Here is a 12,892-nt window from a genome sequence, read left to right as displayed (position 1 = left end):
ATACTCACAAAAACAATCTATGTACACACACTATGTAGATTGTTTTTTTTATTTTTATGTTTAATCGCATCTATATTTTATGCTAAAGCAAAATTTACAGTTCAAATTATCGCAGAAATTATCGCCGCAACAAATTCAATTAATGAAGTTGATACAGTTGCCTACGCAAGCTTTTGAACAACGCTTAAAGCAAGAACTTGAAGAAAATCCTGCCTTAGAAGGCGGAAAAGAAGAGCCTTTAAGTGAGTTTGATGACGACTTCGATAATACAAAAGACGACTATAACGACGAGAATGAAACCATCGCTTCAGACGAGATTAATGTGGATGAATATTTAAGCGATGATGAAATTCCAGATTATAGAACACAAGCCAATAATTACAGTAGCGACGACGAAGAAAAAACCATGCCTTATGCGGCTGGCACCTCGTTTACTCAACATTTAATCTCACAATTAAACACCTTTCGTTTAACCGATGAAGAACGCGATATTGCTGAATTTTTAGTAGGTAGTGTCGATGAAAGCGGCTATATAAGACGATCTACACCAGACATCATGGATGATTTGGCCTTTACACAAAACGTTTATACCGATGAGGCCACTATAAATAAAGTTTTTAATGTAGTCCATCAATTAGACCCTGCAGGTGTAGGTGCACGTGATTTACAAGAATGTCTTAGCATACAGTTACACCGTAAAGAAAAGCTGGCAGATATTGTTTTAGCACAAGAAATAATCGATGATGCTTTCGATCAATTCACAAAAAAGCATTACGAAAAATTAATGCAAAAATTCGATGTTAGCGAGGCACAACTTAAAGATGCTATAGAAGAAATAGAACGGTTAAACCCTAAACCGGGTGGTTCTTATTCCGGAAACAATAGAATTGTAGAACATGTTGTTCCCGATTTTGCCATACGTATTGTAGATGGCGAATTGGAATTAACCTTAAATGGAAGAAATGCTCCAGAAATTCATGTCTCTAGAGAATATAACGACATGCTTAAGGGTTACAAAGACACTAAAGACAAGTCGAAGTCTCAAAAAGATGCTGTTACCTTTATCAAGCAAAAGTTAGATGCGGCGAAATGGTTTATAGAAGCTATTAAGCAGCGCCAGCAAACCTTATTTGTAACCATGAGTGCTATTATGCATTACCAAAAAGATTATTTTTTAACTGGTGATGAGCGGAATTTAAAACCCATGATTTTAAAAGATATAGCCGACGAAATTAACATGGACGTATCAACGGTTTCTAGGGTTGCAAACAGTAAATATGTAGATACCCCTTATGGCACAAAGTTAATCAAAGAGTTCTTCTCTGAATCTATGAAAAACGACCAAGGAGAAGATGTTTCTACAAGAGAAATTAAAATGATTCTTGAAACGGTGATTAATGAAGAAGATAAAAGAAAACCGTTAACCGATGAGAATTTAGCCTCAATATTAAAAGAAAAAGGTTATCCTATAGCCCGTAGAACGGTTGCAAAATATAGAGAACAATTAGATGTTCCTGTAGCACGTTTAAGAAAGAAAATATAAGTTTAGCTTTTACAAATAAAAGCAGTGCATCTAGAGTGGATGCACTGCTCTTGAACCAAACAAACAACATTAACTAATATCCTGGATTCTGATCTGCCGTTGTTAAGGCTTCATTTAATTCCAATTCGGCTAATGGAATTGGGAATAGGTTATTTTTAGAAGAATACCCTGTATTCGATAATTCTGATGCGGCTTTGCCCCAGCGTACTAAATCCCAAAAACGTTGACCTTCAAACGCCAATTCTAAGTACTTTTCATCTACAATAGCATCAAACAAAGCGGTTCCAGATAATCCAGATAAGTCATCTAAACCTGCTCTAAACCGTATTTTATTTAACTCGATTAAGGCTTGATCATCTTGTCCTACTTTATTATAAGCTTCGGCCGCTAATAATAAAACTTCGGCATAACGAAACAATCTCCAGTTGGTACCATAATTTAAGTCCCGTACACCATCGGCACTCGTATCTTCGGCACGTGTTACATATTTAATCCGGATGGCACCATCGTAATCCCATACTTTACCACCATCTGCAATAGATTGATCTACACTACCTCCACCAGCTATTAGCTCGCTCTCGGTCATTAAGGTTGCGGCCTTACGTTGCGTATCTCCAGCGGCTTCAAAAGCATCAATTAACTTTTTACTTGGTAAATTAAATCCCCAACCATTTATTAAACCTACTGGTGCAACATTAAAAATCCCATCGCCTCGAGGCCCCATTAATTGCTGATGAATATTACTTTCTGTACGGCCACCCCAAGGAAAATTCCCCCAATCATAACCGTTTGTAGTAATAAAACCGATTTCTAATAATGATTCTTTACCAAACTCTGAATTAACCGACCAAACATGCATTGGGTCTTCTTCTAATCCATAAGCGGAATTAGATATCACGGCTTCAAAAAACGGGATCGATTCCGAATACTTTTCTTGAAAAACAAGCACTTTTCCCATTAAACCTTGAGCCGCACCTTTAGAAACTCTAAAGTTTTGATCTGTACTTCCTTTATTTGGAAGCCCTGCTATGGCATCTGTTAAATCGGATTCTATCTGTGCATAAAGTTCTGCTATTGTAGCTTTTGGTGCCGCGAAAGCTGACGGATTTAACTCGGTTGGGTTGGTTAGTCGTAATGGTACTTCTCCCCACATGGTTGTTAGCTCAAAATAACTCCATGCTCTAATAAATTTGGCTTCGGCCAAGTACATCTCTTTTTTAGAAAGATCTCCAACTTCTACATTTGCAATAATGGTATTTGCAATAGCAATGGTTCTATAAAATAGGGTCCAGTTACTAACAATAGAAACATTATCTACAGACACATTGCTATAATCGTCTATATCTTGTAACTGCGCTTGATCTGTAGAACTACCACCACCGGCATTCGAGTCGTCTCCAGGTAGTAATTTCACAAAAAAGGCACTGTCCCAATCTTTTGCATAATTATATTGCATTACATCGTACAAACCAATAATGGCTTGCTCTGCATAGTCGTCTGAACCAAAAATGGTTGCTGTATCTAGTGCGCCAACTTCATCTATTTCAACAAAATCGTCTGAACAAGAGGCACATAAAATCAATGATAATATTGTAGTTATATATATTTTTTTCATAATTCTTCTTTTATATTCTATAAATCAACCGATAAACCAAAAATTACTTTTGCTGCTACAGGATAAAATCCACGATCTACACCTTGACTATTATCTGTAAAACTTCCAGATTCTGGATCTAAGCCTTCATAATCTGTAATAGTAAAGAAATCGTCTAAGGAAATATAAGCACGGATACGTTTTAGTTTAATTTTCTCGACAACATTAAGCGGCAAAGTATACCCCAATTGAATTTGCTTTATCCTCATGTAAGAACCATCTTGAATCATTAAATCGGTGTCGTAAGCTTGATTAATTGAAGACGCTCCCGGGTATGTTGCATTTGCATCTCCAGGTCCGGTCCAACGGCCGTTATAATACTCTACGGGTTTATTAGTAATAGGTCGGGAAGGTTGGTGGTATGCAGAAAATATTTCGTTTCCAGAGACACCTTGTAGCATTAAATTAAAATCGAAGCCTAAATATCCCATACTAAAATTACCTCCATAAAGCACATCGGGATGCGGAGATCCTATCATCGTTTTATCGGTAGCACTTATGCCGTCTACACCGTCTGTATCTACAATGATTGGCTCTCCCGTTTGCGGATCGATACCGGAAGTTTTATACCCATAGAAATACCACAGCGGATAACCCTCTTCAAAACGTGTTACGGTTGGTCCTCCAGGAATGGTCGCCCCATTTATTGCTGCGTTTCCTAAAACTTCGGTAACTTCATTTTTAAGGGTAGAAAGGTTTAAATTAATACCATAAGAAAATCCTCCTTTAGTTGTCGTGTTATAGCCGACTTCAAATTCTAAACCTCTGTTATTAACGGTTCCTCCGTTAATTCCTGGTAAGGTTAACCCTAAAGATGGTGTAGCAAAAACATCGGACTGGCTTGCAGGAATTAATAAATCTTCGGTAGTTTTATCGTAATAATCGAAAGCGAAATTAAACCGATTATCAAACGCTCTAAGATCGAATCCAAGGTCTAATTGCGTTGATACCTCCCAAGATAAATTTTCGTTAGGTAAATCGCCTGGAGTAACCCCTGTTTGGCCTTCGTAGACTACAGATGTTACCTGACCGCCATCTGAGGCAGAAACGGTAAATGTTTGTAACGGACTTCTTGGATCTAGATTATAATCGCTACCATTTTGACCCCAACTTCCTCTTATTTTAAAATAATTAATGATTGCATCTTCTCCCCAAAAGCCTTCTTTAGAAATCACCCAACCTGCAGATATTGCTGGAAAAACGGCTGTTCTATTATCTACCGGAAATAAACTCGATGTATCGCTTCTTAAAGAAGCTTCAATTAAATATTTCCCTGCGTAATCGTAAGATAATCTTCCAAAGATAGAAGTCATTGCTTTTTCGTAAACACTTCCTCCTATTCTGTCATTATCACGGTTTGAAAAATCGTAATAAGCGAAATTATCAGATTCGTAACTAATATTTGCACCGTTTAAACTGTAGTACGGATTATTTATATGCTCGGCAGAATATCCTAATAATGCAGTAAAATTATGGTCGCCAAAAGATTGGTCGTATATCGCAAAATTTTCCCATAACCATCTTGAGTTTCGTCTAATATTGTCACTTAGGGTAGCCGTTGGATTACTAGCTTCTGAAGATACCTCGTAAATTGGCGTCCATTGCGAATCTATTTCATTAGATCTTTCATATCCGAATCTTGTTGTAAATGATAAATTCTCTAGCAATTTAAATTTTCCATAAACCGTAGATAACATCCTGTCGGTATCTATATCACCATTAAAAATATAATTGGCATACGCTACTGGGTTAATAACTTCTCCGGTAGAGTAAGCTGGGTACCCATAAACGTTTCCTTTACTATCGTACATGGCCGTACCATTATTAACGCCGTTTTGGGCTTTCTCAGGTAATTCGCCAGTATAAATAACTGGTGTTAACGGATCTATTAAAAGCATGTTATTAATTACACCTCTATAAGAATCATCTTCTGTAATCGTAGATTGTTGGGTATTGGTATAACTAATGTTTACACCTACCTCTAACCACTCAGCTACATCGCTTACAATATTAGCTCTTAAAGTGGCTCTAGAATATGCAGAGTTATCTTTACCTACAATACCATTCTGGTCTAAAAATGATCCCGATAAGTAATACGATATGTTTTCTGAACCTCCAGAAAAACTCAAGTCATGACGTTGCATAAAAGCATCGTTAAACGTTTCATCTATCCAATTTGTATTTATACCATTATCTACAACTCCTGTTTGCCCTGCTTCTTGCATATAATTAACAAATTGAGAGGCATCCATTAATTTCATTTTACTTCTAACCATCTGCGAGGCCAATTGCGTATTATAACTAATAATAGAATGACCTTCTTTTCCACGTTTCGTACTAATAATTATAACACCATTAGCCCCTTGAGTACCGTAAATTGCAGAAGATGCCGCATCTTTTAAAACTTCTATACTCTCTATATCGTTAGGAGCGATATTATCGATAGCCGAAACTTTCATCCCGTCTACAATATAAAGAGGATCTGAATTACCGTTAGAACCGGTCCCTCTAATTCGAACTTTAGCTGCTGCTCCTGGAGAACCTGAAGAAGACACCACAGATACACCTGAAGTTCGTCCTTGTAAGACTTGTTCAACACGTTGATTTGAAGAGCTTTGAATTTGATCGGAATCTATTGTTGAAATTGCTCCAGTAACCAAGCTCTTTTCTTTGGCACCATAACCAATAACAACAACCTCCTCTAAGCCAGATATATCTTCTAATAAAATAACATTAATAGTAGATTTACCTTGTACACTTAATTCTTGTGCTGAATACCCCACATAACTCACAACCAAAATCGCATTACTGGGAACATCGTCTAAACTAAAATTTCCATCGAAATCGGTAACTGTTCCATCATCGGTACCTTTAATTATAACACTTGCTCCTGCGAGAGGGCCGTTCGTATCTGATACCGTACCGGAAATTGATTGAGCAAAAATAGTGGAACCCATCAGTAAAAATACCCACAGATATACACTTTGAAATAGTTGTTTTTTCATACTTTTGTTTGTTTTAAGTTAGTTTGAAATAGCCGCTAATTGAAACATGGTTAGGTAATTACCAACTAGCTTTCATAAATATATTAACAATAAACTACATTCTACGAAAACGTTTGCGTAAAATAATATCAGTACTATTTATCCTTTGTTTAAGCCAAAATTTGGTAAAACCCTAGACAGCTAGTACAAATAGATTGTTGATACTTAACAGCTATGAAAAAACATTTGACAAAATAATATCAATACGAGTTTGTTAATGAAAAGTTAAATTTTAATTAAAACTAATAATTTAACATATTTATCATCATTTCGTTTAGGTATTCGTTAATATTCGAGTAAAATAAGACCAATATTACAGACTATGCAAAAAAGTATCTCTTACATTTTTCATCCCGTTTTGATGCCTTTGGTAGGCGTACTTTTTTATTTTTCGAAGTCACCAAGGTATATACCTTTACCTATAATAAAAGATAAACTTATAGCTATAAGTATCCTTACTATACTGTTACCCATTTTGGGTATTTTACTATTAAAAACTTTAGGAAGAATCTCTTCGATTGAGTTAAAACAGACGAAAGACAGGGTGTTACCCTTATTTATTTATTGCGGTATCATACTAATAGTATTAAAACGTGTTTTAACCGCTTATGAATTTATAGAATTATATTACTTTTTTGTAGGTATGTTAGCGTCTACTTTAAGCTGTTTAATGCTAGTCTTATTAAAATATAAGGCAAGTATACATATGATCGCGATATCGGGAGTATTTATGTTTTTTATAGGCCTAAGTATACATTTTAGTATAAATATTTTAGGCAGTATAGCACTCGTAATATTTTTAATGGGACTAATAGCTACTTCGCGATTAAGTTTAAAAGCTCATAGTACTGCCGAACTTATAATAGGTTGTGCCGTGGGCATTATTCCGCAGCTGATTTTAATACCACATTGGTTATAATATGTAGAAAATTAAACCCAATTTAATGGCATACATATCTATACTTTCTTGAGTAAGTACAGTTTTTATATCGTCTTTAAACATAGGATTTAAAGCATAATAAACGTAAAAATTCCATGTATTGTAACCTGCGCTCAATGTTAAACCGTATTGAAAATCATTGAAACCCTTCACATCGGTGTATCTTACCTTACCTAGTTCCCCTTTAAAATTTGTGATACTAGAAAACACATAACCTACCTTAAACCCGGCATAAATACGCCAAAATCGGTAGTCTGTAACAGTAGAAGTTCGCCATCTAAATTCTATAGGCAATTCTATAACATGTTGATAAAAATTATTTCTACTATAGTTTAATTCGTAGTTTTCATTTAAAACAATATAATTGGTATCCCCAAATTCGTCCTTAATAATACCTAAATTTTGATTAAATGAATTATACGAATATCCTAAACCAGCAGCGATAGCAATATTACGTTGTTTGTTTAAAGGCATATCTTTAAGAAATCCACCATGCAAACCTACAGAAAAACCGGTTTGTCTTACACCAGTAGGCATTTTGGCCAAGATATTATAGGTAAGGGCAAAGTAAAACTGATCTTCTTTGTATAAGGAATCTATAACCTTTGTAGATGGTAAATCGAGAGTTTGAGCTAAACCCAATGGTATAAAACCAAAAAAGAAAAGCGGAATAAGAATACAATAGTTTTTCATTAATGAATTAAAAAAGAGTCAAATAGTAATAGGATATTGTATTAATCAAAAAAAGGTGCTTTGAAATATCAAAACACCTTTTAAATATAAAATTAAGAGTAAACTTATTTTTTTAAACCAGCAAGTGCATCACCCTTTCTAGTTGTGTAATTAATTTTTAACGCATTTACTTTACGTAATTCTTGTTTAATATCTGACACTAAACCCATGTTAGCATCACTATCAACTTTCAATGCTGTTGTTAAAAAAGGAACTAATTCTTCTCGTTTAGAAGCTCTTTCAGATGAAATAAAAGCTGCAATGTCTGATACATCTGCAAATTTATCATTCAACTGAATTCTAGACTCTGTACCATATTGACTTTCGTATCTCTGGCTTGGTTTCCCAGCGTAGATATACATTACCAAATCCTTTTTATCTAGTTTTTCAACTTGATCTGCAGCAGGTAATTTATTTTCAATCATTAAGGTATTTTGTCTCATTACAGTAGCCACCATAAAGAAGAATAATAACATAAATACAATATCTGGTAATGATGCGGTAGATATTGCAGGTAATTCCCCTCCTTTTTTCTTTTTAAATTTAGACATAATATTTTGTTTATCTAATTAGACTTTTTAGGCTCTGCTTCAGAGAATTTTTGAGGCACCATAATTTTGATATTCTCAATTTTCTCTTTTAAACTTTCTTTCTCAGAAGCTGATGTTCTAGGATCTGAATACTTTCTATCGGCTTCTACAAAACTCATATCAAGATTAGGATAAGCTTTTTTAAATTCTCTATCTCTAATTTGATTGTAGGCTGCTAAAATTTCGTTTTGTACAGCAATGTACACATCGTATTTAGTTGCTCTATCGTTTTGTAATGATATAATCGCTTTATCAAAATTATCAGATGACTTTGGGTTTCTAGCACCTTGGCAATTTTTACATGCATCCGGGCCAGTACCTCCACCATTATCTAAGAAAGCAACCGCAGCTTTACGCAAATCTTTGATTTCAACAACTTTCTCTTCTCCTCCAGTTTTCAATAACAAGTCGTTATTTTTATTAACGGTTAATTGAAAAATATTCTTCTCTTTGATAATTACATTGTCATCACGATTGTCTTCAATTGGAGGCAGTTTTCTGCTTAATCCAGAATCGGTTTCAATAGTTGTTGTTACTAAGAAAAATATTAAAAGTAAGAAAGCGATGTCAGCCATAGAGCCTGCATTAACTTCTGGTGCTGATCTTTTTGCCATAATTACTTAGTTTATTAATTTTTTAATATTTGCATACACCATAGATGCTACTGCAATAATAGCTAATGCGTAGAAGGCATATAAACCAGCCCCAACATACTTAGATGTTGCTTCTGTTACGTCCATTCCTTTATCTCTAAATGGTGTTAAATCTAAATCTGTTCCAGAAGACATTGCGTAAGCGATAAATAATATAGCTAAGAATGCTCCTACAGATAATAAAGTCTTTTTAATGTCACCTTCAAATAATCCTTTTAATACAAACAGAATAACTAGTGTAAGTATAATAGCAAGAACCACATAAGTAACATATAGCATATTGTCAATCATACTTTCATTTCCAGACATGATCATCAAAGCGAAGATGATACCTATTACTGAAAGTATTCCAACAATAATTGTTAATATTTTGTGCATCTTATAAAATGTTTTAAATTATTACTTCTTGTATCTGATTAACAAGTCCATTAATGTAATTGAAGCATCTTCCATATCGTTTACGATACTATCAATCTTAGCAATAATGTAATTATAAAAAATTTGAAGAATAATTGCAACAATTAAACCGAATACAGTTGTTAATAAGGCTACTTTAATACCCCCTGCAACAAGTGATGGTTGCATATCTCCAGCTGCCTCAATTTTATCGAAGGCTTGAATCATACCAATTACCGTACCCATGAATCCTAACATCGGAGCCAAAGCGATAAATAATGAAATCCAAGACACGTTTTTCTCTAATTGCCCCATTTGAACACCACCGTAAGCTACTACAGCTTTTTCAGCAGCTTCTAAACCTTCATCGGTTCTGTCTAGCCCTTGATAGAAAATAGAAGCAACAGGTCCTTTTGTATTTCTACAAACTTCCTTAGCAGCTTCAACACCACCTGATTGTAATGCATCTTCTACGCGTTGAGTTAATTTTTTTGTGTTTGTAGACGAAAGATTTAAAAAGATAATTCTCTCAATAGCAATTGCTAGTCCAAGAATTAAACATAATAATACGATTCCCATGAATCCAGCTCCTCCTTCTATGAATCGCTTTTTTAATTCTTGATGAAAACCTAAATCTTCAGTTGCAGTCGCTGCTGCATCGTCTTGAATTGAAGAAACCACGGTTGTAGCTACAGTAGCTGCATTTGTAGTTGCATTAACAGTTCCGAATGCCATCATTAGTGTAATGACTAGGATAGAAAATAATCTTTTCATTGTTCTTGATCTTAATTTTATTAGTTAAAGTGTTAAAGATATAAAAATTTTGTAATTAAAAAATAAAAAACGTCTTCAGAATTTTCTGCAGAGAGGAAGGGATTCGAACCCTCGATACGCTTTTGGCGTATACACGCTTTCCAGGCGTGCGCCTTCGACCGCTCGGCCACCTCTCTGTTTCTAACTTTTTAGTTACAGTACGGCAAATAACAAAAAATCTGCTAGACCTGAAAATTTTATCAGTTAATTTTAAGTCAATTCTCCTCTTAAAGAAGTTTCATATATGGTTTTGAAGACCTTAGACGAAACATTTTGGCCTAACAAATACATCATTTTACAAATAGCCGCCTCTGTTGTGATGTCTTTTCCAGAAATAACACCTATTTTTTTCAACTTTTCACTGCTTTGATATTGGCCCATAAGCACACTTCCTCCCGAACATTGTGTAATATTTACCACATGTATTCCATTAGAAATCGCTTCTTTTAAAATATTTAAAAACCAATTTTCTGTTGTACAATTTCCAGCTCCATAAGTTTCTAAAATTACACCTTTTAATCCAGGTGTATTAAAAATACTACAAAGCAAAGGCGAAGATATGCCTGGAAACAATTTTACAAGGGCTATATTTTCGTCTAAATTCTTATGTACTTTAAGTCGTTTTTTGGTATTTGGTTTAAATAAATAATCATGATTTACCTTTAAATGCACCCCAGAGGTTACCAATTCTGGATAATTAAGTGATGCAAAAGCTTCAAAATGTTCGGCGTTTATTTTTGTAGTTCTATTTGCACGATATAATTTATACTCGAAATACAAGGTCACCTCCTTTATTACGGGCTTATTATAACGCTGGAGTGATGCCACATGTATCGAGGTAATTAAATTTTCCTTGGCATCGGTACGTAAATCTCCAATAGGCAATTGCGAACCGGTAAACACTACAGGCTTTGCCAAATGTTCTAGCATAAAACTTAAGGCAGAAGCAGTATAACTCATCGTATCGCTACCATGCAACACTACAAATCCATCAAAAGTATCGTAATTGCGTTCTATAATTTCAGCAATCTCCACCCAGTATACCGGATTCATATTGCTAGAATCTATAGGTTCGGCAAACGAAAATGTTTCAATATTACAATCTAATTGTTTTATTTCTGGAATACGGACTAATAAATTCTCAAAATCGAAGGCTTTTAAAGCTCCTGTTTCAAAATCCTTTACCATACCTATAGTACCACCTGTATATATAAGTAAAATATTTGGTCTTGTTTTTGTCATAATTAGATACCAAAAATGGCTTTTGAATTTTCTGTAGTTATTTTAGCAATCTCCTTTTCTGAAAGCTGATATAATCCAGAAAGCTTTTCTAAAACCTCCATAATATAAAAACTTTCATTGCGTTTCCCGCGATACGGAACAGGGGCCAAATACGGCGAATCGGTTTCTAAAACAATATGTTTTAAATCGATTTTATTTAAAAATTGATCTATTTTACCATTCTTAAAGGTTACAACGCCACCAATACCTAATTTCATATTATAAGAAATGGCTTGTTGTGCCTGTTCGAAATCCCCAGTGAAACAGTGAAAAATTCCGAATAAATCATCTCCCTTTTCTTCTTCTAAAATTTCAAAAACCTCATCGAAAGCATCTCTACAGTGAATTACAATAGGTAAATTGCATTGTTTTGCTAACTGAATTTGCTGCCTGAAAGCCTCTTGCTGAATGGCTAAAGTTGATTGATCCCAATACAAATCAATACCTATTTCGCCAATTGCATAATATTTGTGCTCCTTTAATAGTGTTTGCACATGAAGTAGCTCGTCTTTAAAATCGTCTTTAACATGTGTGGGATGCAAACCTGTCATTAAAAACATATGTTCTGGAAAATCACGTTTTAACTGCAACATACGTTCCGAATAAGTAGAGTCGATAGCAGGAATAAAAAATCGCGAAATACCAGCATCAATTGCACGTTGAATCATTTCATCCCTATCAGCTTCAAAAGCTTCACTATATAAATGTGTGTGTGTATCTGTAATTATCATTTTGCAAAATTAATAGTTTTACATTACTATCTTTGTGTAAATTATTTTTAAGATGACTTCACTTCAAGAATTTCTATTAAACAGAGATTACGTTAAAATAAAATTGAAACTTACTAAAACCAATCACTTTGAAATTAAGGCGAGTATAAATGGTAAAAAAGGTGTTTTTATATTAGACACGGGCGCTTCTAGTTCTTGCGTCGATTTTGATGCTATAGAAAACTTTAATTTAAAGGTAAAAGATTCTGAAATAAAAGCCGCTGGAGCCGGTGCTATTAATATGACTACCCAACTGTCTAAAAAAAATAATATAAAAATTGGAAAGTGGAAAAAAGACAAGGTTGCTTTAATTTTGTTTAATATGACCCATGTAAATACCGCTTTGGTTAATCATAATTCCACTCCTGTAGATGGTATTATTGGTGCCGATATTTTGAAAAAAGGAAAAGGAATTATTGATTACGACCGGAAATATCTATACCTTAAAAGACTGATTATTAAATAAGTTTCTTATC

Annotated in this window: 12 protein-coding genes and 1 tRNA gene; 3 read left to right on the top strand and 10 right to left on the bottom strand. The window is 34.4% G+C overall.

All coding sequences use genetic code 11. From position 1 onward, the window contains the following. Positions 1 to 79: 79 nt before the first annotated feature. Complete coding sequence (gene rpoN, locus A9D35_RS12445; protein WP_066223498.1) at positions 80 to 1,543, top strand: RNA polymerase factor sigma-54; 1,464 nt, start codon at positions 80 to 82, stop codon at positions 1,541 to 1,543. 73 nt (positions 1,544 to 1,616) lie between these two features. Here the strand turns inward: rpoN and A9D35_RS12440 are convergent, their stop codons facing one another. Continuing rightward, positions 1,617 to 3,158, bottom strand: coding sequence for a RagB/SusD family nutrient uptake outer membrane protein (locus tag A9D35_RS12440; protein WP_066223497.1), 1,542 nt, complete (start codon positions 3,156 to 3,158; stop codon positions 1,617 to 1,619). Between the two features lie 17 nt (positions 3,159 to 3,175). Continuing rightward, positions 3,176 to 6,202, bottom strand: a complete 3,027-nt coding sequence (locus A9D35_RS12435) for a SusC/RagA family TonB-linked outer membrane protein (RefSeq protein WP_066223496.1) — start codon at positions 6,200 to 6,202, stop codon at positions 3,176 to 3,178. 361 nt (positions 6,203 to 6,563) lie between these two features. On the opposite strand from A9D35_RS12435, the gene A9D35_RS12430 reads away from it, so the two are divergent. Further along, the gene (locus A9D35_RS12430) at positions 6,564 to 7,160 is read left to right on the top strand and encodes a hypothetical protein (RefSeq protein ID WP_066223494.1); all 597 of its coding nucleotides are present in this window, start codon (positions 6,564 to 6,566) and stop codon (positions 7,158 to 7,160) included. Here the strand turns inward: A9D35_RS12430 and A9D35_RS12425 are convergent. The 8 genes from A9D35_RS12425 to A9D35_RS12390 all read right to left on the bottom strand — a co-directional run bounded on the left by A9D35_RS12425 (position 7,155) and on the right by A9D35_RS12390 (position 12,377). Beyond that, positions 7,155 to 7,874: a porin family protein gene (locus tag A9D35_RS12425; protein ID WP_066223492.1), complete on the bottom strand. Its 720-nt coding sequence runs from the start codon at positions 7,872 to 7,874 to the stop codon at positions 7,155 to 7,157. The two genes, A9D35_RS12430 and A9D35_RS12425, sit on opposite strands and share 6 nt — an antisense overlap. A gap of 104 nt (positions 7,875 to 7,978) precedes the next feature. Next, a complete protein-coding gene (locus tag A9D35_RS12420; protein WP_066223490.1) occupies positions 7,979 to 8,464 on the bottom strand; it encodes an ExbD/TolR family protein in 486 nt (161 codons plus the stop codon). Between the two features lie 14 nt (positions 8,465 to 8,478). Continuing rightward, positions 8,479 to 9,117, bottom strand: a complete 639-nt coding sequence (locus tag A9D35_RS12415; protein WP_066223488.1) for an ExbD/TolR family protein — start codon at positions 9,115 to 9,117, stop codon at positions 8,479 to 8,481. Between the two features lie 6 nt (positions 9,118 to 9,123). Next, entirely contained in the window at positions 9,124 to 9,447 is a 324-nt protein-coding gene (locus A9D35_RS12410; protein ID WP_235817897.1) for a hypothetical protein, read from the bottom strand. 108 nt (positions 9,448 to 9,555) lie between these two features. Next, positions 9,556 to 10,326 carry a MotA/TolQ/ExbB proton channel family protein gene (locus A9D35_RS12405; RefSeq protein ID WP_066223484.1) on the bottom strand — a complete coding sequence of 257 codons (771 nt, stop codon included), beginning with the start codon at positions 10,324 to 10,326 and terminating at the stop codon, positions 9,556 to 9,558. Between the two features lie 88 nt (positions 10,327 to 10,414). Then, positions 10,415 to 10,502, bottom strand: a tRNA-Ser gene (locus A9D35_RS12400). A 73-nt stretch (positions 10,503 to 10,575) separates the two neighbouring features. Further along, positions 10,576 to 11,607, bottom strand: coding sequence for an asparaginase (locus tag A9D35_RS12395; protein ID WP_066223482.1), 1,032 nt, complete (start codon positions 11,605 to 11,607; stop codon positions 10,576 to 10,578). 2 nt (positions 11,608 to 11,609) lie between these two features. Continuing rightward, positions 11,610 to 12,377: a TatD family hydrolase gene (locus tag A9D35_RS12390; RefSeq protein ID WP_066223480.1), complete on the bottom strand. Its 768-nt coding sequence runs from the start codon at positions 12,375 to 12,377 to the stop codon at positions 11,610 to 11,612. Between the two features lie 52 nt (positions 12,378 to 12,429). On the opposite strand from A9D35_RS12390, the gene A9D35_RS12385 reads away from it, so the two are divergent. Next, positions 12,430 to 12,882, top strand: a complete 453-nt coding sequence (locus A9D35_RS12385) for a retropepsin-like aspartic protease family protein (RefSeq protein ID WP_066223478.1) — start codon at positions 12,430 to 12,432, stop codon at positions 12,880 to 12,882. The last annotated feature ends 10 nt before the right edge of the window (positions 12,883 to 12,892 follow it).

Origin of the sequence: Formosa haliotis, assembly GCF_001685485.1 — a bacterium.
Classification (GTDB): Bacteria; Bacteroidota; Bacteroidia; order Flavobacteriales; family Flavobacteriaceae; genus Formosa; species Formosa haliotis.
The sequence above is the reverse complement of the archived record's forward strand: the minus strand, read 5'-3'. Positions and strand labels throughout refer to the sequence as shown.

Bases quoted from the DNA above. Each gene is read 5' to 3' on its own strand.
- rpoN (WP_066223498.1), top strand. From the start codon at position 80: ATGCTAAAGCAAAATTTACAGTTCAAATTATCGCAGAAATTATCGCCG.
- A9D35_RS12440 (WP_066223497.1), bottom strand. From the start codon at position 3,158: ATGAAAAAAATATATATAACTACAATATTATCATTGATTTTATGTGCC.
- A9D35_RS12435 (WP_066223496.1), bottom strand. From the start codon at position 6,202: ATGAAAAAACAACTATTTCAAAGTGTATATCTGTGGGTATTTTTACTG.
- A9D35_RS12430 (WP_066223494.1), top strand. From the start codon at position 6,564: ATGCAAAAAAGTATCTCTTACATTTTTCATCCCGTTTTGATGCCTTTG.
- A9D35_RS12425 (WP_066223492.1), bottom strand. From the start codon at position 7,874: ATGAAAAACTATTGTATTCTTATTCCGCTTTTCTTTTTTGGTTTTATA.
- A9D35_RS12420 (WP_066223490.1), bottom strand. From the start codon at position 8,464: ATGTCTAAATTTAAAAAGAAAAAAGGAGGGGAATTACCTGCAATATCT.
- A9D35_RS12415 (WP_066223488.1), bottom strand. From the start codon at position 9,117: ATGGCAAAAAGATCAGCACCAGAAGTTAATGCAGGCTCTATGGCTGAC.
- A9D35_RS12410 (WP_235817897.1), bottom strand. From the start codon at position 9,447: ATGATTGACAATATGCTATATGTTACTTATGTGGTTCTTGCTATTATA.
- A9D35_RS12405 (WP_066223484.1), bottom strand. From the start codon at position 10,326: ATGAAAAGATTATTTTCTATCCTAGTCATTACACTAATGATGGCATTC.
- A9D35_RS12395 (WP_066223482.1), bottom strand. From the start codon at position 11,607: ATGACAAAAACAAGACCAAATATTTTACTTATATATACAGGTGGTACT.
- A9D35_RS12390 (WP_066223480.1), bottom strand. From the start codon at position 12,377: ATGATAATTACAGATACACACACACATTTATATAGTGAAGCTTTTGAA.
- A9D35_RS12385 (WP_066223478.1), top strand. From the start codon at position 12,430: ATGACTTCACTTCAAGAATTTCTATTAAACAGAGATTACGTTAAAATA.